The sequence below is a fragment of the Xanthomonas sp. JAI131 genome (genome assembly GCF_013410075.1).
Taxonomy (GTDB): domain Bacteria; phylum Pseudomonadota; class Gammaproteobacteria; order Xanthomonadales; family Xanthomonadaceae; genus Xanthomonas_A; species Xanthomonas_A bonasiae.
Map to the genome: position 1 here is coordinate 1129873 of NZ_JACCCN010000001.1, position 26200 is coordinate 1156072.

Here is a 26200-nt window from a genome sequence, read left to right on the forward strand (position 1 = left end):
ATCCATGGCGCGATGCTTCCGCGCCGATCGGTTCGCATGCCCGTTCCTGCGCTCAACGCCCTTTGCGCAAGCGTCGCCGAAGCCCCGCGATCTGCCGCGGGCTGAAATCCTGGGCATGGCGCTGAAGCAATGCGAGGATCGCCGCGTGCGCCTCGCGCGTGCGGCGCTGCAGTTCCTCTTCCGCAGCTCGCTCGATCGCCTGCCACTGTGAACGGGTCGTGCCGGTCGGGCCGGCTGGGCGCTTTGCAGTCAATGCGTTCGTCCGGTCATGGAAATCCAGGTTGGCCGGTTGCAACGGCCAGGCACAACTTTACCGCCAAATCCGCCGCGATCGGGCCGCCGTCGACGCCCGCGTCGCGCACCGCCGTTGCGGCCACGCGAGCGCGCGCGCACGTTGCGCGCACCTGGGCAGCCTTGCTCAACCGGCAGCCGAATGCGACGACCGGTGGCGGAAGCGCCGCGACATCCACTCGCCGAGATCGTCGACCAGGGTGAACGCGGCCGGGATCACGATCAGGCTCAGCAGCGTGGACGTGATCAGGCCGCCGATCACCGCGATCGCCATCGGCGCGCGGAAGCTGGAATCGCCGGAGAAGCCCAGCGCGATCGGCATCATGCCGGCGCCCATCGCCAGGGTGGTCATGACGATGGGCTGGGCGCGCTTGCGGCAGGCGTCGATCAGCGCGTCGTGCTGGCTCATGCCGTGCTCGTCCTCGGCCATCACCGCGTAGTCCACCAGCAGGATGGAATTCTTGGTGGCGATGCCGATCAGCATCAGCAAGCCGATCAGCGCCGGCAGCGAGAGCATGTTCTGGGTCAGCAGCAAGGCCCCGAACGCGCCGCCGGCGCACAGCGGCACCGCGACCAGGATGGTGATCGGCATCAGCGCATGGTTGAACAGGAGCAACAGCACCATGTAGATGCAGACCAGGCCGGCGGCCATCGCCAGCATGAAGCCGACGAACAGCTCCACGAACACTTCGGCATCGCCGGTGTTGAGGAAGCTCACCCCCGGCGGCAGCTGCTTCACGCTGGGCAGCTGCTGCACCTGTTCCATCACCTCGCCCAGCGGCCGGCCGTTGAGTTCGGCGGTGAGAGTGACGTTGCGCTGGCGCTGGTAGCGCGAGATCTGCGACGGGCCGCTGCCCATGCGGATCTCCGCCACCGCGGCCAGCGGCACCGGCCCATAGCGGCCCGGCACGCGCAACTGGCCGATCAGGGCCGGGTTGGCGAGGGTGGATTCGGCGAAGCCGACCCGGATCGGGACCTGGCGGTCGGGCAGGTTGAGCTTGGCCAGGCGCTGCTCGTAATCGCCGGCGGTGGCGATGCGCGCGGCCTCGGCGATGGTGGCCGTGGCCACGCCCATGTCCGCGGCCCGCGCTGGATCGGGGACGATCTGGATCTCCGGCCGCAGCAGCGACGCGGTGGAGGTGACGCTGCCCAGTCCGGAGATGCCGCGCAGGTCGCGCTCCAGGGCGGTGGAGGCGTCCTGCAGGTGCTGCGGGTCGTCGCCGGCCAGGACCAGCTGCAACAGATTGCCCGGTTCCGAGCTCACGTAGCTCACGCGCACGCCGGGCATGTCCGCCAGGCGCGCGCGCGCCTCGCGCTCGAGCACGCGCTGGTCGCGCTCGCGGTGGTCGGCAACGCCCCAGTCCAGCACCAGCGTGGCCTTGCGCGCCTCGCCCACGCCGGTGGCGTTCGGATCGCCGAGGTCGAGCACGCTGCCGACCGCGGTGTAGACCTGCTTCAGTTCGGGAATGTCCTTGAGCAACGCGCGCGCGCGCTCGGCGACGGCGACGGTTTCCTGCAGCCGGGTACCGGGCGGCAGTTCCAGGTTCAGATTGCTGCGGCCCAGGTCCGATTGCGGGATGAAGGTGGCCGGGATCAGCGGCACCAGCGCCAGCGAGGCCGCGAACAGGCCGGTGGCGATCCACAAGGTGCGCGCACGATGGCGCAACGCCGCGTCGACCCAGCCCAGGTACCAGCGCATCAGCCGCGAATCGGCCTGCTCTTCGCCATGCGGCTTGAGCAGGTAGGCGGCCATCATCGGCGTCAGCAGGCGCGCCACCAGCAGCGAGAACAGCACCGCGGTGGCCGCGGTCCAGCCGAATTCGCGGAAGAACTTGCCGGCGATGCCGGGCATGAACGCCACCGGCACGAACACCGCGGCCAGGGTCAGCGAGGTGGCGATCACCGCGTTGCCGATCTCGCCGGCGGCGTCGCGCGCCGCTTGCAACGGCGGCTTGCCCATGCGCAGATGGCGCACGATGTTCTCGATTTCCACGATGGCGTCGTCGACCAGGATGCCGACCACCACCGACAGCGCCAGCAAGGTGATCATGTTCAGGGTGAAGCCGAACAGGTGCATCACCGCGAAGGTCGGAATGATCGACAGCGGCAGCGCCAGCGCGGAGACCCAGGTCGCGCGCCAGTTGCGCAGGAACAGCCACACCACCAGCAGCGCCAGCGCGGCGCCTTCGTAGAGCATGGTCATCGACGATTCGTAGGAGCGGTGGGTCTCGTCGATGGCGGTGGTGACCAGGCGGAAATCGATCCCCGGATGCGCGGCCTTGATGGCGTCCAGCGCCTTGTGCACGCCCGCCTCCACCTCGACCTCGCTGGAGCCGCGGGTGCGCGACATCGAGAAGGCGACCACGTCGCGCCCGTCCAGCAAGGCGGCTTCGCTGGGATCGGCGGCGGCATCGGTGATCCGCGCCAGCGTGGACAAGCGCGCCGCGCGCCCGTCGGGCAGGCTGATCGAGAAATCGCGCAGGGCCTGCGCGTCGCCCACGGTGCCCAGGGTGCGGATGGTCTGCTGCGCGCCGCCGAGTTCGGCCTTGCCGCCTGCCCGCTCCACCTGGATCTGCGCCAGCTGCTTGGACACGTCGCCGGCGGTGATGCCGAAGGCGAGCAAGGCGTTGGGGTCCAGGTCCACGCGCACCTGGCGCTGCACGCCGCCCACCCGGGTGACCCGGGCCACACCCGGGACGCCGTACATGGCGCGCGCGATCTCGCGATCGACGAACCAGCTGGCCTCGTCGGGCGTCATCCGCGGCGCCACCAGCGCATAGGTCATCAGCGAGCCGCCGATGTCGACCTTGGAGATCACCGGTTCCTGGATGTCCTGCGGCAGGTCGGTGCGGATGCGCGTCACCGCATCGCGGGTGTCGTCCAGCGCGGTGGCCAGGTCGGCCTCGAGCTGGAACTCGATGGTGGTGGTGCTGACGCCTTCGCTGACGGTGGACATCACCCGCTTGACGTTGGTCACCGTGGCCACGGAATCCTCGATCTTGCGCGTGACCTCGGCCTCCAGCTGGCTGGGCGAGGCACCCGGCTGGGTGACCGTGACCGTGGTCATCGGAAAGGCGATGTCCGGGAAGCGCGCCACCGGCAATTGGTGGAAGCCCCACAGGCCGGCCACGCACAGCACGAAGAAGACCAGGATCGCAGGCAGCGGGCGGTTGATCGCCCAGGCGGAGATATTCATCGCGCGGCCGCCTTCGCCTCGGTCACCACGCGCACGCGGTCGCCCTCGCCCAGGAAACCGGCGCCGTCCACCACCACCCGGTCGCCTTCCTTCAATCCTTCCACGATCTCGGTACGCCCCTGCACGGTCTGGCCGCTGCGCACGCGCCGGCGCTGCACGTGCTGCCTGGCATCCACGGTGAACACATAGCTGTGCCCGTCGCGTTGCACGATCGCGGCGCTGGGAATGGTCAGCGCCCGGCCATCGCCGGTGACGATGCGTCCTTCCACGTAGATGCCCTGCTTGAGCGGGCCGGGCGCGGGCAGATCCGCGTAGATGGTGCCGGTGCGCGTCTGCGCGTCCACGCCGGGGCTGACCGCGCGAATGCGGCCAGCGATGGTCTGCCCGGCATACGGCAGTTCGACGCTGTTGCCGACGGCCACGCCGGCAAGCTGCGCCTCGGACAGTTCCGCGCGCCATTCCAGCCGGCCATCGCGGATCAAGCGCAGCAGTTCGTTGCCCGCCGCGACCACCTGCCCCGCCTGCACCAGCCGTTTGGAGATCACGCCGTCGGCGGGCGCCCGCAATTGCGCGAAGTCGCGCTGCAGTTGCGCCGCCTGGCGCCTGGCGCGGGCGGTGGCGGTCTGCGCCTCGGCGTCCACGCGCGTGGCGCGCAGTTCGTCCAGGCTGCTGGCGCTGACCAGCCGCTCGGCCGCCAGCTTCGCGCCGCGTTCGTAGTTGAGCCGCGCCAGCTCCTGCGCGGTCTGCGCCTGGTGCAGCGCGGCGTCCGCCTGCGCCAGTTCGCTGTCCAGCGTGCGGTGGTCCAGTTCCAGCAGCACCTGGCCCTGCTTGACCCATTCGCCCACGTCCACCTTCAACGCCGTCACCCGCTGGCCCGACAGTTCGACCCCGAGCTGCATTTCCTCGTAGGCCGAGACCGGGCCGGACACGACCACCGTGCGTGCCAGCGTCTGCGTCTGCGCGGCCGCCACGGTGACTGCAAGCGCGGACGCAGCGCCCGCCTCATCGGCCTTCTTGTCCGTGCCGCCGCAGGCCGACAGCAGCACGCCGATCAGGATCAGGGAAGCACAACGCAGAATCTGGATACGCATGGAGGACGCCTGTAGCCCACAGTGGAAGGGCGCTGGAAGAGTGGACGCTGGCGATGGCTGGCGGGAGGGGAAGCGGGACGCGATGGCGGTCATGGCGCAACGGCGGCCCGTGCCTGGGCAGGGAGGTCGCCGTGCTGGCCGGGTTGCGCGTCGGCCTGGGCCAGCCAGTGTTCGATGCCGTCCAGCATCAATCCCAGGCCCTGTTCGAAGCGCCGATCGAAATCCGGCTCGGTCAGCAGATGCCTGGCCTGCCAGCAGTAGGGAAAGCGCGCCTGGGACAACGCCAGGAACGCCTTGCCCACGTCCTCGAGGTGGCGATAGTCGGGCATTGCCTGTTCCTCGATGACGAAGCCCATGACGTAATAGGCCAGGTCCATCGCCGCAGTGGCGGCGAAGCCGACCGGCGCACCGGCCTCGGCCAGTGCCTTGATCATGGCTTCGCCCAGGCGCAGCACGTTATCGCTTGCGATGTAGGTGCCCGCATAGACGCGCGCGCCGTCGCGGTGCGCCTTCAATCCGAGCCGGAATTCATGCGCGACCTGGCGCAGGGTCGCCCGCCAGGGTTGGCCGGCCGGGATGTCGCGGGCCACATCCTCGATCAAGGCATCGGCCATGGCATCGATCAGCGCCTGCTTGCTCTTGAAGTGCCAATACAGCGACGGCGCGCGGATGCCCAACTGGCAGGCCACCTTGCGCAGGCTCACGCCTTCGATGCCGGCTGCGTCCAGGAGTTGGAAGGCCGCGTCGACGATCTGGTCGCGCCCGAGGGTCTTGCGCATGCCTAGCCTAACGCTGTTAGTTTGGCGAAATCTAACAGTGTTAGGGGACACGAACAAGGGCTGCTGCAGCACGGCATGCCGACCGCAGTGTCCGGGGTTGCCGAGTCGGATTTACGCCACTCGCGGCAATCGCACCCGCGCGCACAAGCCGCCGCCGTCGCGGTTGCCGAATTCCAGCGCGCCGCTGTGGGCATGGCAGATCGCCGCGGCGATGGACAGGCCCAGGCCGCTGCCGCCCGAGTGCCGGGCACGCGAATCCTCGGCGCGCCAGAAGCGATCGACCATCCGCGGCAACAGTTCCGGCGTCACGCCCGGGCCGCGGTCGCAGACGCAGATCAGCATGTCGTTGGCGCCGGCGCTCACTTCGATCAGCAGATGCTTGCCGGCCGCGGCATAGCGCAGCGCGTTGTCGATCAGCACCGACAGCACCTGGCCGATGCGGTCGCGGTCGGCGCTGATCGACACGCCGCCCGGCACGCGCACCTCCACCTCCATCTGCGCCGCCTGCAGCGGCTGCGCCAGCCAGGCCAGGCGCTCGCGGATCAGCACGTCGAGCGGAAAGGTGTGCGGCTCCAGCATCAGCTGATTGGCGCGCGCCATCGACAGCAGATGCAGGTCGCCGACCAGGCGATTGATCTGCTCCAGCTGGCGATGGACCATCTGCAGCTGTTCGTCGCTGCACGGGAAGACCTGGTCCAGCATGCCCTGCACCCGGCCCATCGCCGCGTTCAACGGCGTGCGCAGTTCGTGCGCCAGCATCGCGCTGGAATCGCGCACCTCGCGCTCGTACTGCTGCAGCTGCGCGGTCATGCCGTTGAAGTCCATCGCGAAGCTGGCCAGTTCGTCCGGCGCCGAGGGGATCACCTTGGCGCGCGCGGAAAAGTCGCCCTCGCTGATGCGCCGGGCGGCCTCGGCCACATTGGAGAACTGGCGCGACAACGGCCGCGACGCGAGCAACCCGCACACCACGATGACCGGAATCGACGCGATGACCAGCACCGCCAGCAGCAGCCAGTCGCGGCTGGCCAAGCCAGGCAGGAAATCGGCGACGTCGTAGTAGCGTGCGAACAGCTGCCACAGGCGCTGCTCGTTGCTGTGCGGATCCTCGCGCAGTTCCATCATCTCCTGGCGCGCCGCCGGTGGCATCTGGCGCAGGGTGAGGATGTCCCAGATCGCGAAGCGCAGCCACATGCCGAACACGATCGCCAGGATGGCGACCACCGCCAGCGCGCTCATGCGCAGGCCCGCCCATCGCCACAGCGGCGTGTGTGCCTTGCGCCGGGCGAACGGCCATTTCATCGGAAGCGATAGCCGATCGCGCGCACTGTCACCAGCACATCGGTGATGCGTTCGCTCTCCAGCTTCTTGCGCAGGTTGTGCACGTGAGCGTCCACCACCCGCTCCAGCGCGTCGCTTTCCGGCAGGCAGATTTCCAGCAGTTCGCTGCGCGTATAGGCCTTGAACGGCGTCTTCAGCAAGGTGGCCAGGATGTTGAATTCGGTCGGGGTCAGGTCCAGCGGTACGTCGTGGCCGTCGGCATCCTGCACCGTGGCCAGCACCGCGTTGGTGTCGACGGTGAGCCGCTCGTACTTCAGCGGTTCCTCGCTCGTCCTGGCCGGCCCGGCGCGGCGCAGCACCGCGTACACGCGCGCGACCACCTCCTTCGGGCTGTAGGGCTTGACCACGTAGTCGTCGGCGCCGTAGCGCAGCGCGCCGAGCTTCTCCGGCTCGTCGCCCATCGCGGTCACCATGATCACCGGCGTGTCGCCGCTGCGGCGGATCGTCGACAGCACTTCGGTGCCGCTCAGCTTGGGCAGCATCACGTCCAGCAGCACCAGATCCGGTTTCCACTGCGCATGCAGCTGGATCGCGCGCGCGCCGTCGCCGGCGATGGCGACGTCGAATCCGTCGCGGCGCAGATACGCCTCGAGGATGCTGGCGCTGTCGGCGTCGTCCTCGACGACAAGAATCTTCTTGGAACTCATGCCCTGTGCCGCCCTGGTCGCGCGTCTTGACGGAATCTTGAAGATTCCTAGAAGCCAGCTTGAACTTGCCGGCCGACTCTATCACTCGAGATTGGCCACCCCGACTGACCCCCAATGATTGTATCGCCCGCAGGCAAGCGTCCGTACCGCCCTCGCCTCCTCGTCGCCGCGCTGGCGGTGCTGCTCGGCGGCTGCTCGCTGGCGCCGGTCTACGAGCGCCCGCAGGCCGCCGTGCCGAGCACGCTGGGCGGCGCAGCGGCGCCACCGCTGCCGCAAGCGAGCGCGGCGCCCGCGGTCGCGCTGTCGGAGCAGGAACGGCGGTTCCTGCGCGAATTCTCGCCGGACCACGACCTCGCGCCGCTGGTGCAGCAGGCGCTGGCGCACAATCCGGACTTCCGCAACACCGTCCTGCAAGTGCAGCAGGCCCGCGCGCAATACCGGATCGAGCGGTCGCAGCAGCTGCCGCAGCTCGGCATCGATGCGCAGCAGGCCCGGCAGAGCTACGACGATCCGCGGCAGCAGGAGCGTTACGGGCAGAAGCTGGTCACCGCCGCGGTCGGCGTCGACGATTTCGAACTGGATCTGTTCGGCAAGCTGGCCGCGTTGTCCGCTGCCGCGCAGCAGCGCTATCTGGCGTCCAGCGCCGGCCAGCAGGCCGCGCGCGGCGCGCTGGTCGCCGAGGTGTTGCGCACCTACACGCTGGAACGCGCCGCCGCCCAGGCGCAGGCGCGTTTCCAGGCCATCGCCGACGACAGCAACGCGCTGTTGGCAGTCGCCGACGACCAGCACGATGTCGGGCTGATCTCCACCGACGCGCTCGACCGCCAGCGCCATCAGACCGACCAGGCCCAAGTCCGCGCGATGCAGGCGGCCAGCGACCACGCCGCCGCGCGCCGCGCGCTGCAACTGGTCGCCGGCTACGACGCACCGGCCAGCGCCGGCGATCTCGAGGACGTGCTGCCGGCCGACGCGGGCAGCATGGCGCTGCGCGACCTGGACTCGGCGGTCTTGCTGCAGCGTCCGGACATCCAGCAGGCCGAAGCCGAGTTGCGCGCGCGCAATGCCGACATCGGCGCCGCGCGCGCCGCATTCTTCCCGTCGATCAAGCTCAGCACCTCGCTGGGAACCGCCAGCGATGTGCTCAGCGGCCTGTTCGCCGCCGGCAGCCGCACCTGGAGTTTCGTTCCGCAACTGACCATGCCGATCTTCGACTTCGGCCGCAACCGCGCCAACCTGGACATCGCGCAGCTGCGCAAGCAGGCCGGCGTCGCCGACTACGAGAAGGCGATCGAATCGGCGTTCCGCGAAGTGGCCGATGCGCTCGATGCCGGCCCTGCCCTGCAGCAACGCGAACAGCACGAGCGGGCCAACCGCGATCGCGAACGGCAACGCATCCAACGCATGCAGCGCCGCGTCGCCCAGGGCCTGCAGGATCGCCCCGCGCTGCTCGGCGAACGCATCGCCGCCGAGCAGGCCGCCCTGGATCACCTGCAGGCCCGCCAGGACCTGATCCTCAACCGTATCGCGCTGTTCCGCGCGTTCTATGGCGTGCAACTGCCGCACGCCTCCTGATCCCTCCACGTCGAAGAGAACGTCCATGAAAATGATCGCCTTGTTCCCGCTCCTGGCCTGCGCCGTGTCGCCGCTGGTGGCCAACGCCGCCGATGCGGACGCATCCGGCTTCCGCCTGTTCGGCCATCAGACCGAACTCAGCATCGGCGCCGCCGCAGTGGCGGCGCCGCGCTACTTCGGCTCCAGGGACGACCGCGTGCAATTCGCCCCGGTGCTCGCGGCGCAGAGCGGCCTGCTGTTCTTCGACAGCGTGCGTGGCCTAGGCGCGCAATTCCAGAGCGATGGCGGCTTCTACGTCAGCCAGTCGTTCGGCTACGACCTCGGCCGGCTGGACCGCAACAGCAGCTGGCGCCCGGGCTCCAGAACCCTGGCCGGCATGGGCGACGTGCCCGGTTCGATCACCAGCCGCACCATGATCGCGCAGCAGTTCACCTCGTATCTGATGCTGGATGCCGAAGCCGAATTCGCCCTGAAGGACGGTGCGCGTCGCAACAACTATCGCGCCGGGGCCAAGTTCACCCTGCTGCAGAACGACCGCGACACGCTGACCATGAACCTGGACGCGCACTGGGGCGACCGCCGCTACAACCAGGCCTATTTCGGGGTCACCGATGCGCAGAGCGCGCGTAGCGGGTTTGCCGCCTACAGCGCCGGCTCCGGCCTGTACGCCTATTCGGTCGGCGCCAACTGGGACCACGCGCTGTCCAAGCACTGGAGCACCTCGCTGACGGTCGCCGGTACGCGCTATGTCGACAACGCCGACGGCAGCCCGATCGTGCAGCGCCGCGCCTTCGCCAGCGCCATCGGCGCCGTGACCTACACCTTCTGACCCGCCACATAGAATGCCCATGAAACCGAGTCTTGCGATGTTTCTCTGCGTCTGCGTGCCGCTGGCGGCAGTGGCGTTGACCGCCTGCAGCCGCGACCCGACGCCGCCTGCGGAAGCCCCGCGCGCGGTGAAGCTGGAGGCCGTCGGCAGCAGCGCCGGCACCGACGATCGCCTCGTGGCCCAGGTGCGCCAGGAGCAGCGCGCCGAACTGGGCTTCGAAGGCGGCGGCCGCATCGCCTCGGTCGCGGTGGATGTCGGCGACAGCGTGCGCCAGGGCCAGGTCCTGGCGCGGCTGGATCCGGAACCGATCCGCCTGCGTGCCGAGCAGGCCGAGGCCAACGTGCGTATCGCGGCGGCGGATCTGCAACAGCAGCAGACCCAGCTCGCCCAGCAGCAGGCCATGTTCGAGGACGGCGCCGCGTCCGCCACCACCTTGACCGCCGCCAAGACCGCCTTCGCCAGCGCACAGGCGCGCGTGCGCAGCGCGCAGTCGGACCTGGCGCTGGCGCGCCGCGGCCTGCGCCAGGCCGAGCTGCGTGCGCCGTTCGACGGCAGCGTGGTGGCGCGGCTGCAGCAGCCCGACGCCAACGTGGCAGCGGGCCAGCCGGTGCTGCAACTGGAAGGCCGCGGGCGTGCGCAGGTGACGGTCGCGCTGCCGTCGGCATTGGCAGCGACGCTGCATCCCGGCCAGGCGGCGACGGCGTATCGGGCCGGCGCGCCCGAGCAGGCGCTGCCGCTGCGGCTGCGCAGCGTGTCCGATCGCCTGGACGGCGGCGCCACCGTGCAGGCGCTGTTCGAAAGTGCCGCGGATCCCGCCGCTGGCTTGCGAAGCGGCGAGAACCTGCTGCTGGCCCTGCCCCACGCCGAAACGCAGCCATTGAGCGTCCCGCTCAGCGCGCTGGTGCCGAGCATGGGCAATGGCAAGCCGATGGTGTTCGTCTACCAGGACAGCAACGCCAGCGTGCGCCGGCGCCAGATCGTGACCGGGAATGCCGAAGGCGACCGCGTGCAGGTCCGCCAGGGACTGCGCGCCGGCGAACGCATCGTCGCCGCCGGCGCGGCCTTCCTCAGCGACGGACAGACCGTCGTCCCCTTCCATCCCGCTACGCGCCTGACCGGCACCGCCTCGCCATGAACCTGACCCGCGCCACCCTCGCTTCCAGCCGCTTCGCGCTGTTCACCGCCGCGCTGATCCTGATCGGCGGCATCGTCACCTTCCTGGGTTTTCCGTCGCAGGAGGAACCCAGCGTCACCGTCCGCGATGCGGTGGTGCAGGTCGCGTTTCCCGGCATGCCCAGCGAGCGCATCGAGAACATGATCGCGCGCCCGCTCGAGGAACACCTGCGCGAACTGACCGGCATCAAGAAGATCGTCACCACCGTGCGGCCCGGCAGCGCGATCGTACAGCTGACCGCGCGCGACGACGTCGACGATCTGCCCGCGCTGTGGCAGCGGGTGCGCACCAAGGCGGCCGATGCGAGCGCCGAGTTGCCGCCGGGCACGCAGGGGCCGTTCGTCGACGACGATTTCGGCCGTGTCGCGATCGCCTCCATCGCGGTGACCGCGCCCGGCTTCGCCACCAGCGAGATGCGCGCGCCGCTGCGGCAGATGCGCGAACAGCTGTACACCGTGCCCGGGGTGGAACGCGTCAGCTTCCACGGACTGCGCGAGGACCGCATCTATGTCGCCTTCGAGCGGACCCGGCTGAGCGAGGCCGGCCTGACGCCCAGCGCGGTGGCGCAACAGCTGCGCACCCAGAACGTGGTCGCCAGCGGCGGCCAGATCGCCGCGTCCGGGCTGGCGATGACCGTCACCACCTCCGGCGAAATCCGCACCCTGGACGAGCTGCGCAATACGCCGATCTCGGTTTCCGGTGCCGATGGCGCGCGCCAGATCCCGCTGTCGCAGTTGGCCCGCATCGCGCTGATGCCGGCCGATCCGCCGGAGAGCGCCGCGATCTACCAGGGCCAGCCGGCTGTCGTGGTGGCGGTGTCGATGGCGCCCGGCTACAACATCGCGCAAGTCGGCCAGGCGCTGCGGCAGAAGCTCGGCGAGACCGCGCGGATGCTGCCGGTCGGCTTTTCCCAGCACGTGGTCACCTTCCAGGCCGACGTGGTCGAACGCGAAATGGGCAAGATGCATCACGTCATGGGCGAGACCGTGCTCATCGTGATGGCGGTGGTGATGCTGTTCCTGGGCTGGCGCACCGGCCTGATCGTCGGCGCGATCGTGCCGCTGACCATCCTCGGCACGCTGATCGTGATGCGGGCGCTGGACGTGGAACTGCAGACCGTCTCCATCGCCGCGATCATCCTGGCGCTGGGGCTGCTGGTGGACAACGGCATCGTCATCGCCGAGGACATCGAGCGCCGCCTGGCCGCCGGCGAGGAACGCCGGCAGGCCTGCGAAGCCGCCGGGCGCACGCTGGCGCTGCCGTTGCTGACCTCCTCGCTGGTCATCGTGCTCGCGTTCTCGCCGTTCTTCTTCGGCCAGACCAGCACCAACGAGTACATGCGTTCGCTGGCGATCGTGCTGGCGGTGACCCTGCTCGGCTCGTGGCTGCTCAGCGTCACCGTGACCCCGCTGCTGTGCATGTACTTCGCGCGCGCGCACCGCAGCGCGCATGCCGAAGGTGCCGATGGCGCCGACCACTACGATTCCAGGCTGTACCGCGGCTACCGGCGCATTATCGAAACCCTGCTCCGGCACAAGGCGCTGTTCCTGGGCAGCATGCTGCTGTTGCTGGCGGTGGCGGCCACCATCCTGGGCTCGATTCCCTACAGCTTCCTGCCCAAGTCCGATCGCCTGCAGTTCCAGATGCCGGTGACGCTGCAGCCGGGCAGCGATTCGCGCGAAACCCTGCGCACCGTGCAATCGATCAGCCGCTGGCTGGCCGATCGCAAGCGCAATCCCGAGATCGTGGACAGCATCGGCTACGTCGCCGACGGCGGACCGCGCATCGTGCTCGGCCTGAATCCGCCGCAGGCCGCGGCCAACATCGCCTACTTCACGGTCAGCGTGCGCCCCGGCACCGACCTCGACGCGGTCATCGCGCGCGTCCGCCAGCACATCCGCCAGGGCTATCCCGCCGTGCGCGCCGAGCCCAAGCGCTTCTCGATGGGCTCGACCGAATCCGGCGTGGCGATCTATCGGGTGGTCGGATCGGACGAAGCGCAGTTGCGCCGCATCGCCGCCGGGATCGCGCAGGCGCTGCGCCAGCTGCCGGGCACCATCGATGTCAGCGACGACTGGGAGATCCGCATTCCGCGCTACGAGGTCCGCGTCGACCAGGTCAAGGCGCGCCGCGCCGGGGTCGGCAGCGACGACATCGCCCAAGCCCTGCAACTGCGCTACAGCGGCATCGACGCCTCGGTGATCCGCGACGACAGCGTCAACGTGCCGATCGTGCTGCGCGGCGGCGCCGACGAACGCGCCGCGACCAGCGATCCGGGCAGCATCCTGCTCTATCCCGCGTCCGGCGCCGCCGCCGTGCCGCTGTCGGCGATCGCCGAGATCGCCCTGTCCTCCGAGCCGTCGGCGATCCAGCGCCGCAACCTGAGCCGCGCCATCACCGTCACCGGGCACAACCCGAGCATGACCACCGACGAAGTGGTGACCGCGCTGGCCGGCAAGGTCGCCGCGCTGCGCCTGCCGCCGGGCTACCGCATCGAGATGGGCGGGGAACTGGAGGATTCGGCCGAGGCCAACCAGGCCTTGCTGCAGTACATGCCGCATGCGCTGGGCGCGATCCTGCTGTTGTTCATCTGGCAATTCAACTCGTTCCGCAAGCTGTTCATCGTCGTCGCCAGCGTTCCGTTCGTGCTGATCGGCGCGGCGCTGGCGCTGCTCGTCACCGGCTACCCGTTCGGCTTCATGGCCACCTTCGGCCTGCTCGCGCTGGCCGGCATTATCGTCAACAACGCGGTGCTGCTGCTGGAGCGCATCGATGCCGAACTGGCCGACGGCCTGGACCGGCACGAAGCGGTGGTCGCGGCCGCGGTCAAGCGCCTGCGCCCGATCGTGATGACCAAGCTGACCTGCATCGTCGGCCTGGTCCCGCTGATGCTGTTCGCCGGCCCGCTGTGGACCGGCATGGCGATCACCATGATCGGCGGGCTGGCGCTGGGCACGCTGGTCACGCTGGGCGTGATCCCGGTGCTGTACGACCTGCTGTTCTCGCTGCGCACCGTCCGCAGCGCACTGCGGACGGCCGCGGCATGATCGGCCAGCGCAGCCGCCGCCTGGCCTGGCGCATGTTCGCCGCGCTGTGCCTGGCGTCGGGCGCCAGCGGCTGCGCCATGGTCACGCTGAAACCGGTGAGCGCGGCGGAGTACATCCAGGCCAGGCGCGGCGACCCGCTCGGCAACGGCCACCTCAGCATCCCGGCGATCGAGACGCTCGCAGTGATCGGCCTGAGCGAAAGCGCATGCAGCACGCGGACCCGGCAATGCGCCGAGCAGTTGCTCGACAACGACGGCGTGGTCCAGGAACGCAAGCTGGCGGCCGTCGCCGAGCTGTGGTTGCAGGCCTCGCTGCGGTTGGCCAAGCGCCAGCCGCGCAGCGACGCGGCACTGAGCGCCTGGCTGGAGACCGCGCGTTATGCCTATGCCTACCTGTTCTTCAGCGCGCGCGCGCCTGGCGAGCGCACCTTCGAGGACCGCCAGACCCAGGTCCGCGACTACTACAACTATGCGGTGCAACAGGCAGTGTCGGCGCTGTTCGTGCGCTTCCAGCAACAGGGCCAGCGGGCCGACAGCGCGGCCGAACTGTCGGCCCTGCCCGGCTGGAGGATCGCGCTGGACGTGAGCCGGTTGGGCGCCTTGCAGGACATGCCGATGCCGGATGCGATGTTGCCGGCCAGCGGCCTGCGCTTCACCGGGCTGCGCAGCGTCTACCGGCGCGACGGATTCGGCGCGGAGATGGTCGCGGTGCTGCCGGATGCGACGTCGCTGCGGAACGAGGCGAGCGCGTCGGACGCGACGAGCCCGGCCTACAGCGAAATGCCGACGCCGAGCCTGACCGTGCTGCTGCGCTTCGATGGCGACACGCTGGCCGAGGTGCTGGCCAGCCGCGCGGTGCGGGTGGAAGCCTACGATCCGTACCTGAGCGCCCGCGCCACGCTGGGCGGCTACGCGGTACCGCTGGCCGGCGACTTCAGTGCCGGCTACGGGGTGTGGATGGCGCGCTCGGGTTTCGCCGAGCAATCGCTGCGCACGCTGTTCGGCATGGCCCATGGCATCGACCGGCCGCACATCTTCCTGACCCAACCCTACGATCCCGACCGCCGGGTGCTGGTGCTGCTGCACGGCCTGGCCAGCAGTCCCGAGGCCTGGGTGAACCTGGCCAACGAACTGCTGGGCGACGAACAGCTGCGCGCCCGCTATCAGATCTGGCTGGTCTATTACCCGACCAACCTGCCGATCGCCTACAACCAGATGGAAATCCGCAAAGGCCTGGAGCAGGCGCTGGACCATTTCGATCCGCAACGGCGCAGCGCCTCGACGCACGACATGGTGCTGGTCGGGCACAGCATGGGCGGCGTGCTGGCACGCTTGATGGTGTCCTCCAGCGACGGCGACCGGCTCTGGCAGCGCCTGTTCGGCAACGCGACGCTCGCGCCGCAGGCGATGCGGACGCTGCGCGACACACTGTCGCCGATGCTGCACTTCGAGCCGATGCCGGAAGTCTCCGAGGCCATCTTCCTGGCCTCGCCGCATCGCGGCACCCCGCATGCCACCGGCATGCTCGGCAGCCTGGTGGGACGCCTGATCGGCCTGCCCGCGCGCGTTCTCGACCAGTTCAAGGACATCACCGGCACCGGCCTGGTCGGCAAGCTGCCGACCAGCATGGACAACCTCGACGACCACGACGACTTCGTCGAAGCCGCGGCGCAGCTGAAGATTTCGCCGAAGGTGAGCTATCACTCGATCATCGCCCGCCGCGATCCGCGCGTGCCGCTGGCGCAATCGGACGACGGCTTCGTGCCCTACTGGAGCGCGCACCTGGACGGTGCGGCGTCGGAAACCGTGATCGCCTCCGGCCACAGCGTGCAGGAAACCCCGCAGGCCATCCTGCAGATCCGCAAGCTGCTGCGCTGAACCGCAGCGGCGAGCGACAACGCCGCCGACCGGGTGCCGGCGGCGCGCGAAACGCAGACAAAAAAACACCCGGCAGCGCCGGGTGTCTTGGTGTAGATGGCGTCCCCACGGGGATTCGAACCCCGGTCGCCACCGTGAAAGGGTGATGTCCTAGGCCTCTAGACGATGGGGACGCTGATAACGATGTAGCTTTTGCGGACAGGCCTAATGCCCGAAAAAGTTGGTGGAGCCAGCCGGGATCGAACCGGCGACCTCTTGCATGCCATGCAAGCGCTCTCCCAGCTGAGCTATGGCCCCACGTGTACTGGCAGAAGCGGAATCTTACTCGATTCTGGCGGCATGTACAAACCCCGCACAAAAAAAGTCCGGCATCGCCGGACTTCAGGTTTCTTGCAAATAAAAATGGCGTCCCCACGGGGATTCGAACCCCGGTCGCCACCGTGAAAGGGTGATGTCCTAGGCCTCTAGACGATGGGGACGCTGATAACGATGTAGCTTCTGCGGACAGGCCTAGTGCCCGAAAAAGTTGGTGGAGCCAGCCGGGATCGAACCGGCGACCTCTTGCATGCCATGCAAGCGCTCTCCCAGCTGAGCTATGGCCCCACGTGTGCTGCGAGGAGCGGAATATTAGCGACGGCGTCCTGCCTGCGCAAGCGTTTTTTGAAGTTTTTTTAACGCGGCGGAGCGTGCGATTTAGGCGATCGGCTGGCGCAAGCGCCGACCGCATGCGTCCATCGCCTCGCTGCACTGCCCTTCGATCGCATTCGATCGCCAGCAGCCAGGCGATATCGGTGTGCATGATCAGACATGCCGGGCCGACAGCGAAGCACTGCCTCGTCCACCGCACACCTAGAGATGTGTAAGACCAACTTCGCATCGGCGTCCCGCGGGAGTTCGCGTCCGCGGCATGGGTCGAGGCGCTGGTGGCAATCCGGATCCAGGGTCCGCCTCGGTGAGGAGCGGACAGATGCCCCGCTCGCCTCCGCAAACGCAAACGGCCGGCGCCCCCTTTCCAGAAGCCATGGTGTCGATGCGCTCGTCGCGGACCAGCGCCATCGGCACAAGCGCAGGTCGGTGCAGAGCTCCCACGACCCATCGCGCAAAAAACAAACGGCAGCCGAAGCTGCCGTAGGTTTCTGGTGCCGAAGGTGGGACTCGAACCCACACGCTTTTAAGGGCGGCGGATTTTGAGTCCGCTGCGTCTACCGATTCCGCCACTTCGGCGCGGCCGCGAAGTATAGCCGACCGCAACGGCCTGCGACAGGGGTAAATCCTTCATCTTCGTTGGGATCGCGATCCAACCAGCGCCATCGCGGCTGCCGCTATAATTTCCGTTCCCAAACCTTAACGAGCAAGCGATGTCGGCATTGCGGGGCCTGCGTATCCTGGTGGTCGAGAACGACGAAATGAACGCCACGCTGCTGGAATTGCAGCTTGCCCAGGCCGGGGCAGACGTCATCGGCCCGGCCGAGTCGGTGCGGGAAGCGCTTTTGCTGATCGACCAGGAACGGCCGGATCGGGCGGTGCTCGACTTCCGCCTGGCCGCCGGCGAGACCAGCGAGGCGGTCGCGCGGATGCTGACCGAGCGTGCGATCCCGTATGTACTGGCCACCGGCGTGGCGGCCGAATCGCTTCCTGCCGGTTTCGCCGCCGGAGTGGTGCTGACCAAGCCGTATCTGTCGGAACAGCTGATCAAGGCGCTGGGCGATGCTCACGCGAAAATGACCGCTCGCCCTTGAGAATCCCGGATCGGGAGCCTGCCCTGCAGGGATCGATTCGAGGGATATCGCCATCAACGCTCATGACCGATCGCCCCCTCCTGTCTGGCTGCCCGCCAACAGCGTCACGGGAGAGTTGCTGCGCGCCATCGACTGGTCCGGCCACGAGTTGGGACCGCTGCACGAATGGCCGCAGAGTCTGCGTTCGGCGCTGTCGATCTGCCTGAGCTCGCGCTTCCCGATGGTGATCCGCTGGGGCGCGCGGCTGATCAACCTCTACAACGACGCCTACATTCCGATCCTGGGGATGCGCCACCCCTTCGCCTTCGGGCGCGCGGTGGCCGAGGTGTGGCCCGACGTGTGGCCGACGGTCGGCGCGCAGGCCGAACAGGTGATGGCCACCGGCGAATCGACCTGGAACGAGCACGTCCCGTTCGTGATGCTGCGCAACGGCTACAGCGAAGAGGTGTATTTCACGTTTTCCTACAGCCCGCTGTTCGACGACCAGGGCGGCATCGGCGGCGTGCTGTGCGTCTGCACCGAGGACACCGCCCGGATCAAGCTGGAACGCGAGCGCGATGCGTTGCTGAAGGCGCTGGATGCGCAGCGCACGCAGATGGCCGATGCGTTCGAGCAGTCGCCGGCGGCGCTGGCGATCCTGCGCGGCCCGGACTACGTGGTCGAAAGCGTCAACCGGCGCTACCAGCAACTGGTCGGGCCGCGCGAGGTGGTCGGCAAGCCGCTGGCCGAAGCGATCCCTGAGATCCAGCAGCAGGGTTTCATCCGCCTGCTCGACAACGTGCGCGCCAGCGGCCTGCCCTTCACCGGCGAGTCGATGACCTTCAACCTGCGCCGCACGCCGCACGAGACGGTCTCCGAAACCACGCTGGAATGCGTCTACCAGCCGATGCGCGACGCCGAAGGCAAGGTCACCGGCGTGCTGGTCCACGGCATCGACCGCACCGAGCAGACCCGCGCGCAGGCCCACGACAGCTTCCTGCTGATGCTGGAGGACGCGCTGCAGAACCTCGACAGCGCCGAGGCCATCTGCGAGACCGGCGCCGCACTGCTCGGCCGGCACCTGCAGGCGAACCGCTGCGCGTATGCGATCGTCGACGCCGACGAAGATGCCTTCGACGTGCGCGCCGACTATGTCGACGGCACCGCGCACCTGACCGGGCGCGCGCGCTTCAGCGAGTTCGGCAGCGACCTGCTGGAATGCATGCGCGAGAACCGGCCGTGGGTGGTGCAGGACACCGAGGCGTATGCGCCGCCGCTGCATGTCGACGACCCCGGCTACCGGCGCCTGGGCATGCGCGCGATGCTGAGTGCGCCGCTGCACAAGGCCGGCCGCCTGGTCGCCGTGATCGGCGTGCACCAGTTGCGGCCGCGGGTGTGGACCTCGGCGGAGATCGAACTGGTGCGGCTGGTCGCGGCGCGCTGCTGGGAGTCGATGGAGCGCGCCGGCGCGCAATCGGACCTGGCGCGCAGCGAGGCGCGCCTGCGCGAGTTGGCCGATGCGATGCCGCAGATCGTGTTCACCGCCACGCCCGACGGCAACGTCGACTATTTCAACCGGCGCTGGTACGAATACACCGGCCTTCCGGTCGGCGAATCCGGCTACGACAGCTGGCGCAAGGTGCATACCGAGGACGGCCTGGCGCGGGCGATGCAGGCCTGGCCGGACGCCGTGCGCAGCGGCCAGCCCTACGAGATCGAATACCCGTTGCGCCGCCACGACGGCAGCTATCGCTGGCACCTGGGCCGCGCGCTTCCGATCCGCGATGGCGGCGGCCGGATCGTGCGCTGGATCGGCACCAATACCGACATCCACGATCGCCGCGTGGTCGAACAGCGCCTGCAGGAAAGCGAACTGCGCTTCCGCAACCTGTGCGACAACGCGCCGGTGCTGATCTGGATGGCCAACGCCGATGGCGATTGCGAATACGTCAGCCGCCAGTGGTACCTGTTCACCGGACAGACCGAACAGGAGGCGATGGGCTCGGGCTGGATGGAGAAGATCCATCCCGACGACGCCGCGGCAGTCGGGCGTACGCTGGCCCGCGCCGCCGCCGATCGCCGCGCCTTCACCATCGAATACCGGCTGCGCCGCCACGACGGCGAGTACCGTTGGTGCGTGGACACCGCCTCGCCGCGGTTCAGCTCGTCGGGCCAGTTCCTCGGCTTCATCGGCTCGCTGCTGGACATCGCCGAGCGCAAGCGCATCGAGAACGCCACCGCCGCCGAGCGTGCGGCGTTGGAGATGATCACCACCGGCAAGCCGCTGACCGCGGTGCTCGAAGCGATCGCGCGCGGCATCGAGGCGCAGAGCGACGCGGGCCTGCGCTGCACCATCATGCTGGTCGACGAACACCGCCAGTGCCTGCTGGAAGGCGCCGCGCCGAGCATGCCCGCCGCGTTCCGCAAGATGGTGCACCGCTTGCCGATCGGCGAGCGCAGCGGCTGTTGCGGGCGCGCCGCGTTCCTGCGCCGGCAGGTGCTGTGCAGCGACGTGCGCGTGGACCCCAACTGGCAGGAGTATCTGGTCGCGGCCGCCGAAGCGGACATCGTCGCCTGCTGCTCCACGCCGATCCTGGCCAGCGACGGCCAGGTGCTGGGCGTGGTCGCGCTGTACCACCCGTTCGTGCACTACCCCACCGTGCACGAGCAGGACCTGGCGCGCTCGGCCTCGCACCTGGCCGGCATCATCATCGAACGCCGCGAAACCGACCTGCGCCTGCAGCAGCTGCTCGCCGCCGAGCAGAGCGCGCGCGGCGAGGCCGAGCGCGCCAGCCGCATGAAGGACGAATTCCTGGCCACGCTAAGCCACGAACTGCGCACCCCGCTCAACGCGATCCTGGGCTGGTCGCGGCTGATGCAGGGCGAGGCGGTGCGCGAGAAGGACCTGAGCCGCGGCCTGGAGGTGATCGAGCGCAGCGCCCATGCGCAGGCGCAGATCATCGACGACCTGCTGGACATGAGCGCGATCCTGTCCGGCAAGGTGCGGCTGGAGGCCACCGAACTGGATCTGTGCACGCTGGTCGGCGAAGCGATCGATGCGGCGCGGCCCGGCGCCGAGAGCAAAGGCATCGACATCGCGCTGACCCCGTGCAGCGACGCCCCCGTGCTGCCCTATCTCGGCGACGCGGTGCGCCTGCAGCAGGTGCTGACCAACCTGATCGGCAATGCGATCAAGTTCACCCCCAGCGCGGGCAAGATCACGGTGACGCTCGACAACAGCACCACCCATCTGCGCGTCAGCGTCAGCGACAGCGGCGTCGGCATCGATCCGCTGTTCCTGCCGCACGTGTTCGACCGGTTTCGCCAGGCCGACGCCAGCAGTACGCGCAGCGCCGGCGGCCTGGGCCTGGGCCTGGCGATCGCCAAGCAATTGGCCGAAATGCACCACGGCCAGCTGTCGGTCAGCAGCGAAGGCATCGGCATGGGCGCCACCTTCACCCTGCTGCTGCCGCGCAACGATCTGCAGCGACTCGATCCGGCGCGGCGCAGCGACGGCGCGGCGAACGCCGCAGCGGCGTTGCAGCGCGGCGGGATCCGCTTGAACGGTGTGCGCGTGCTGGTGGTCGACGACGACATGGACTCGCGCGGGGTCACCCAGCGTTTTCTGCAGGAAGCCGGTGCGGTGGTCGAGACCGCGGTGTCCGCCGACGATGCCGAGTCGCTGCTGCGCGAGCGCCCGTACGATCTGCTGGTCAGCGACGTGGGCATGCCGCGCCGCGACGGACACAGCCTGATCCGCAGCGTGCGCGCGCGCGGCGCCGGCGCGGTCAGCCGCATTCCGGCGATCGCGCTGACCGCCTACGTGCGCGGCGAGGATCGCTCGCTGGCGCTGGATGCCGGCTTCAACGCGCATCTGGGCAAGCCGGTGGATCCGGTCAAACTGATCGCGCTGGCCGCCTCGCTGGCGCAGCCGCACAGCACCACCGAACAGGACCCGAACGCGCAGGCCGAACCGGCCTGAGCCGGCGCGACGCCGCGACGCCGAACGCGTGCCGCGGCCGCCGCGGCGCGCGTCCGCTCAGTTGCGCTTGGCGCGGGCGAACGCGTCGGCCAAGGCGCTGTTCAACGGCGGCGCAGCGGGTGCACGCGGCTTGCCGTTGCCGCCGCCATTGCCGCCATTGCCGCCGCGCGCATCGCGCTCGCGACGCGGCGCGCCCGGCGCAGGACGCGCGCCGCCATCGCGCTCGCCGCCACGCGCCGATGCCGCTGCCGGCGCATCGTCCAGGCGCCGGGTCAGCGCGATGCGCTTGCGCGCCACATCCACTTCCAGCACCTTGACCTTGACGATATCGCCGGCCTTGACCACATCGCGCGGGTCCTTGACGTAGCTGTCGGACAACGCGGAGATGTGCACCAGGCCGTCCTGGTGCACGCCGATATCGACGAAGGCACCGAACGCGGCCACGTTGCTGACCACGCCTTCCAGCACCATGCCCGGCTTGAGGTCCTTGATGTCCTCCACGCCGTCGGCGAAGCGCGCGGCCTTGAACTCCGGGCGCGGATCGCGGCCAGGCTTCTCCAGTTCCTTGAGGATGTCGCGCACGGTCGGCACGCCGAACTTTTCGTCGGTGAACTGGTCCGGCTTGAGCGCGCGCAGGAAACCGCCGTCGCCGATCAACGCCTTGATCGGCTTGCCGGTGGCGCCGACGATGCGCTCCACCACCGGATACGCTTCCGGGTGCACCGACGAGGCGTCCAGCGGCTCGTCGCCATCGGCGATGCGCAGGAAGCCGGCGCATTGCTCGAAGGTCTTGTCGCCCAGCCGCGGCACCTTCAGCAGATCCTTGCGGCGCTTGAACGGGCCATTGTCGTCGCGGTGGCGGACGATGTTCTCGGCCACGCTGGCCGACAGCCCGGACACGCGCGACAGCAGCGCCGCCGAAGCGGTGTTGACGTGGACGCCGACCGCGTTGACGCAATCCTCCACCCGCGCATCCAGCGCCCGCGCCAGGCGGTACTGGTCCACGTCGTGCTGGTACTGGCCCACGCCGATCGCCTTCGGCTCGATCTTGACCAGCTCGGCCAGCGGATCCTGCAGGCGCCGCGCGATCGACACCGCGCCGCGCAGCGACACGTCCAGTTGCGGGAATTCCCTGGCCGCGAATTCGGACGCCGAATACACCGACGCACCGGCCTCGCTGACCACGATCTTCTCCAGCGTCAGCTGCGGGTTCTGCTTGATCAGGTCGGCGGCGAGCTTGTCGGTCTCGCGGCTGGCGGTGCCGTTGCCGATCGCGATCAGCTCCACGCCGTGCTGCGTGCACAGCTGCCGGAGCGTGTGCAGCGACTGGTCCCACTGCTTGCGCGGCTCGTGCGGATAGATGGTGTCGGTGGCCAGCAGCTTGCCGGTGGCATCGACCACCGCGATCTTGCAGCCGGTGCGGATGCCCGGATCCAGGCCCAGGGTCACCCGCGCGCCGGCCGGCGCGGCCAGCATCAGGTCCTGCAGGTTGTCGCCGAACACCGCGATCGCCTCGGCCTCTGCCTTCTCGCGCGCCTGGTTGAACAGGTCCAGCAGCAGGTGCATGTGCAGCTTGGCGCGCCAGGTCAGGCGGCACGCGTCGAGCAGCCAGCGGTCGCCGGGACGGCCCTGGTTGGCGATGCCGGCGCGCACGGCGACACGGCCTTCGGCGTACTGGTGGCCGGCCTCGGCATCGCTGCCCGGGTCCAGCTCCAGATACACGATTTCCTCGCGGCGTGCGCGGAACAGCGCCAGCAGCCGGTGCGAGGGAATCTTGCCCAGCGTCTCGGCGTGGTCGAAGTAGTCGCGGTACTTGGCGCCTTCCTGCTCCTTGCCTTCGGCCACGCGCGCGCGGATCACGCCGACCTCGGCGAGCCAGCCGCGCAGTTCGCCGACCAGCGCCGCGTCTTCGCCCCAGCGCTCCATCAGGATCGCGCGCGCGCCTTCCAGCGCCGCCTTGACGTCGGCCACGCCCTTGTCGGCGTCGACGAAGCCGGCGGCGAAACTGTCCGGCGTCAGCGACGGATCGGCCAGCAGGCCGTCGGCCAGCGGCTCCAGGCCGGCTTCGCGCGCGATCTGCGCACGCGTGCGGCGCTTGGGCTTGTACGGCAGGTACAGATCTTCCAGCCGCGACTTGGTATCGGCGGCGACGATCTCCGCGCGCAATTCGGCGCTGAGCTTGCCCTGCTCGTCGATGCTGGCCAGCACCGCGGCGCGGCGGTCTTCCAGCTCGCGCAGATAGGTCAGGCGGGTTTCCAGGTTGCGCAGCTGGGTGTCGTCGAGGCCGCCGGTGACTTCCTTGCGGTAGCGCGCGATGAACGGAACGCTGGCGCCTTCGTCGAGCAGGGCGATGGCGGCGCGGGCCTGGGCCGGCTGCGCGCCGATCTCGGCGGCGATGGTAGTGGCAATCTGCTGGGCGAGCTGAGTGTCGTGCATTGCATCCGGCCGAAGCCGCCTTGCGGAAAACGCCATTTTCGCAGTGCCGGCGCCGTCCGGGAACCCGTTGACAGGGGCGCGCCGACCTGTCGGCGTCAGCTCACGCCGCGGGCCGACTTGTCCGCATCAGCTCACGCCAGTGGGGCCGTCCAGCACGATGCGCACCTTGCGGATCAGCTCCTGGCGGTTGTACGGCTTGGACAGCACGTCGAATTCGGTGCCGCCGGCATCGGTACGCTCGATCGAGGTCTCCGCGTAGCCGGTGGTCAGCAGCACCTTGATCTTGGGCCGGCGCCGCCGCACTTCGCGCGCCAGCATCACCCCGTTGAGGCCGCCGGGCATGATCAGGTCCGAATACAGCAGGTCCACCTGCAGCCCGTTGTCGACCAGTTCCAGCGCTTCGCGCGCGTTGTGCACGACGTGGGTGGCGTAGCCCTGGTCCTCCAGGAACAGCCGCGCCAGCTCGGCGATGTCCGGCCGGTCCTCCACGATCAGGATCGTCTCGTTGCCCTGTCGGTCGGAGGCGCGGCGGGCGCGCGCGTCGCGCGGCGCCAGGTTCTCGACGTTGTCGTCGATCGGGAAGTACAGCCGCACCGTGGTGCCGTGGCCCTCCTCCGAATACAGCCGCACCGCGCCGCCGGACTGTTTGGCGAAGCCGTAGACCATCGACAGGCCCAGGCCGGTGCCCTTGCCCTCGTCTTTGGTGGTGAAGAACGGATCCAGCACATGGGCCAGCACGTCCGCGGACATGCCGCTGCCGTTGTCGGTGACCGACACGCAGACGTAGTGGCCGGGCAGCAGGTTGTCGTAGGTGGTGGGCTCGTCGGCGCGGATCGTGACGTTGCGGGTCTGGATCACCAGGCGCCGCGCAGGTTGCTCGGCCATCGCATCGCGCGCGTTGATCAGGATGTTCAGCAGCGCCACTTCGGCCTGGGTCGGATCGATCCGGCAGTTGCGCAGGTCCGGCGCCAGGTCCAGCGCGAACGCGATGCCGTCGCCCAAGGTGCGCTCGGCGACGTCGCTCATGCCGGCGACCAGCGTATTGAGGTTGAGCACGCGCCCTTCCAGCTTCTGCTTGCGCGCGAAGGCCAGCAGCTGCTGGGTCAGCCGCGCGGCCTGGCCGGACGCGTCGCGCGCGCGCTCCACGCTCTTGCGCAGCCGCGCCGGATCCAGCGGCTCGCGCTCCAGGCCATGCTCGATCAATTCCAGGTAGCCGGACATGACCTGCAGCAGGTTGTTGAAGTCGTGCGCGATGCCGCCGGTCAGCTGGCCCAGCGCCTCCATCTTCTGCGCCTGGCGCAATGCGTCCTCGGTATCGCGGCGGCGGCTGACGTCCAGCTGCGAGCCGAAGTAATAGACCAGCTCGCCATGCTCGTTGTAGACCGGCGAGATGAACAACGCGTTCCAGAAGCTGGAACCGTCCTTGCGGTAGTTGAGGATCTCCACCGCCACTTCGTTGCGCGCGGCGATCGCCTCGCGCACGCTGTCCACGGTGTCGCGATCGGTGTCCGGCCCCTGCAGGAAGCGACAGTTGTTGCCGAGCAGCTCTTCGCTGCTGTAGCCGGTCATTTCCAGAAAGGCGCGGTTGACGAACACGATGGGATTGTCCGCCTGCCGCGGATCGGTGACGATCATCGGCATCCGCGTGGTTTCCACGGCGGCGAAGAAGATGTCGCTACGGTGCTCGGACAGATCGGCCGTGGTGCTTTCGTGGACGGTGACGCGCGGCAGATTGCTGGAGTCAGGTGCGGGCATGGTCGAGAAAAGATCGATGCGAACCGCTGCTGGCCCTGCTAGGCGGGCGACCACACCGGGGTTCGCATGCCGGCGTCAACGCGAATAGTACTGGTGCAAGCGTTCCACCACGATCTCCTCCTGCAGCGATTCCAGCGCCATGATCCGGACCCGGCGATCGCTCAGCGCGAGCACGCGCTCGACATAGATCTCCGGCCCCTCGTCGGTTTCTTTCATCGATTTGCTGAAGCCATAGGGCATCACGCCCTTCTGGCCATCCTTGCTGCCACCGATATACAGAACGACCGACATGACACTTCCTCTGCTGGGAATTCGTGGAACTGGCGCGCAGCCTACACAGCGCATCGTGAGGACTTTCTCCACGCAGGTTAATCGCGGCTGTTTGCCCGCACATGACTTACGCCGGCCTCACGCCGGTTTAACCGAATCTGAGCGTTAGTCGCGCACCTCCCACCGCAATCGGCATGT

16 protein-coding genes and 5 tRNA genes are annotated in these 26200 nt (G+C 68.9%); 8 read left to right on the forward strand and 13 right to left on the reverse strand.

From position 1 onward, the window contains the following. Window positions 1–4 precede the first annotated feature (4 nt). Entirely contained in the window at window positions 5–211 is a 207-nt protein-coding gene (locus tag HDC36_RS04640; protein WP_179564834.1) for a hypothetical protein, read from the forward strand. Window positions 212–418: 207 nt separating this feature from the next. Here the strand turns inward: HDC36_RS04640 and HDC36_RS04645 are convergent, their stop codons facing one another. From HDC36_RS04645 to HDC36_RS04665, 5 genes are all read right to left on the reverse strand, one after another. Continuing rightward, window positions 419–3487 (reverse strand): efflux RND transporter permease subunit, encoded by a 3069-nt coding sequence (locus HDC36_RS04645; protein WP_179564836.1) that lies wholly within the window; start codon window positions 3485–3487, stop codon window positions 419–421. After that, window positions 3484–4578, reverse strand: a complete 1095-nt coding sequence (locus HDC36_RS04650; RefSeq protein WP_179564838.1) for an efflux RND transporter periplasmic adaptor subunit — start codon at window positions 4576–4578, stop codon at window positions 3484–3486. The genes HDC36_RS04645 and HDC36_RS04650 overlap by 4 nt, the downstream gene beginning before the upstream one ends. An 89-nt stretch (window positions 4579–4667) precedes the next feature. Then, complete coding sequence (locus HDC36_RS04655; protein WP_179564840.1) at window positions 4668–5357, reverse strand: TetR/AcrR family transcriptional regulator C-terminal domain-containing protein; 690 nt, start codon at window positions 5355–5357, stop codon at window positions 4668–4670. A 111-nt stretch (window positions 5358–5468) separates the two neighbouring features. Continuing rightward, window positions 5469–6656 (reverse strand): ATP-binding protein, encoded by a 1188-nt coding sequence (locus HDC36_RS04660; RefSeq protein ID WP_179564842.1) that lies wholly within the window; start codon window positions 6654–6656, stop codon window positions 5469–5471. Continuing rightward, window positions 6653–7342 carry a response regulator gene (locus tag HDC36_RS04665; RefSeq protein WP_179564844.1) on the reverse strand — a complete coding sequence of 230 codons (690 nt, stop codon included), beginning with the start codon at window positions 7340–7342 and terminating at the stop codon, window positions 6653–6655. The genes HDC36_RS04660 and HDC36_RS04665 overlap by 4 nt, the downstream gene beginning before the upstream one ends. 114 nt (window positions 7343–7456) lie before the next feature. Here HDC36_RS04665 and HDC36_RS04670 point away from each other — a divergent pair, with 114 nt between their 5' ends. From HDC36_RS04670 to HDC36_RS04690, 5 genes are read left to right on the forward strand one after another with little or no spacing between them, the layout of a single operon-like run. Next, window positions 7457–8914 carry an efflux transporter outer membrane subunit gene (locus HDC36_RS04670; RefSeq protein WP_179564846.1) on the forward strand — a complete coding sequence of 486 codons (1458 nt, stop codon included), beginning with the start codon at window positions 7457–7459 and terminating at the stop codon, window positions 8912–8914. A gap of 25 nt (window positions 8915–8939) precedes the next feature. Beyond that, window positions 8940–9743, forward strand: coding sequence for a MipA/OmpV family protein (locus HDC36_RS04675; RefSeq protein ID WP_225209670.1), 804 nt, complete (start codon window positions 8940–8942; stop codon window positions 9741–9743). A gap of 19 nt (window positions 9744–9762) precedes the next feature. Beyond that, window positions 9763–10878, forward strand: coding sequence for an efflux RND transporter periplasmic adaptor subunit (locus tag HDC36_RS04680; RefSeq protein WP_255432587.1), 1116 nt, complete (start codon window positions 9763–9765; stop codon window positions 10876–10878). After that, window positions 10875–13964 (forward strand): efflux RND transporter permease subunit, encoded by a 3090-nt coding sequence (locus HDC36_RS04685; RefSeq protein WP_179564852.1) that lies wholly within the window; start codon window positions 10875–10877, stop codon window positions 13962–13964. The genes HDC36_RS04680 and HDC36_RS04685 overlap by 4 nt, the downstream gene beginning before the upstream one ends. Then, a complete protein-coding gene (locus HDC36_RS04690; protein WP_255432588.1) occupies window positions 13961–15841 on the forward strand; it encodes an alpha/beta fold hydrolase in 1881 nt (626 codons plus the stop codon). Before HDC36_RS04685 ends, HDC36_RS04690 begins: the two co-directional genes overlap by 4 nt. Before the next feature lie 97 nt (window positions 15842–15938). On the opposite strand, the gene HDC36_RS04695 is transcribed toward HDC36_RS04690, so the two are convergent. The 5 genes from HDC36_RS04695 to HDC36_RS04715 form a co-directional block, all read right to left on the reverse strand. After that, window positions 15939–16014: transfer RNA gene (locus HDC36_RS04695), tRNA-Glu, on the reverse strand. Between the two features lie 48 nt (window positions 16015–16062). Next, a tRNA-Ala gene (locus HDC36_RS04700) sits at window positions 16063–16138 on the reverse strand. 106 nt (window positions 16139–16244) lie between these two features. Then, window positions 16245–16320, reverse strand: a tRNA-Glu gene (locus HDC36_RS04705). Window positions 16321–16368: 48 nt separating this feature from the next. Further along, window positions 16369–16444 (reverse strand) — tRNA-Ala (locus HDC36_RS04710). 534 nt (window positions 16445–16978) lie between these two features. Beyond that, window positions 16979–17065, reverse strand: a tRNA-Leu gene (locus HDC36_RS04715). A gap of 134 nt (window positions 17066–17199) precedes the next feature. Between HDC36_RS04715 and HDC36_RS04720 the strand changes: the two genes are divergently transcribed. Beyond that, entirely contained in the window at window positions 17200–17580 is a 381-nt protein-coding gene (locus HDC36_RS04720; RefSeq protein WP_179564854.1) for a response regulator, read from the forward strand. A gap of 115 nt (window positions 17581–17695) precedes the next feature. Then, window positions 17696–21541, forward strand: a complete 3846-nt coding sequence (locus HDC36_RS04725) for a PAS domain-containing protein (RefSeq protein ID WP_179564856.1) — start codon at window positions 17696–17698, stop codon at window positions 21539–21541. A gap of 57 nt (window positions 21542–21598) precedes the next feature. Here HDC36_RS04725 and HDC36_RS04730 read toward each other — a convergent pair whose 3' ends face one another. The 3 genes from HDC36_RS04730 to HDC36_RS04740 all read right to left on the reverse strand — a co-directional run bounded on the left by HDC36_RS04730 (window position 21599) and on the right by HDC36_RS04740 (window position 26023). Next, window positions 21599–23977 (reverse strand): Tex family protein, encoded by a 2379-nt coding sequence (locus HDC36_RS04730; RefSeq protein WP_179564858.1) that lies wholly within the window; start codon window positions 23975–23977, stop codon window positions 21599–21601. A gap of 126 nt (window positions 23978–24103) precedes the next feature. Continuing rightward, entirely contained in the window at window positions 24104–25732 is a 1629-nt protein-coding gene (locus HDC36_RS04735; RefSeq protein WP_179564860.1) for a hybrid sensor histidine kinase/response regulator, read from the reverse strand. 75 nt (window positions 25733–25807) lie between these two features. Beyond that, entirely contained in the window at window positions 25808–26023 is a 216-nt protein-coding gene (locus HDC36_RS04740; protein WP_179564862.1) for a hypothetical protein, read from the reverse strand. Between the last annotated feature and the right edge of the window lie 177 nt (window positions 26024–26200).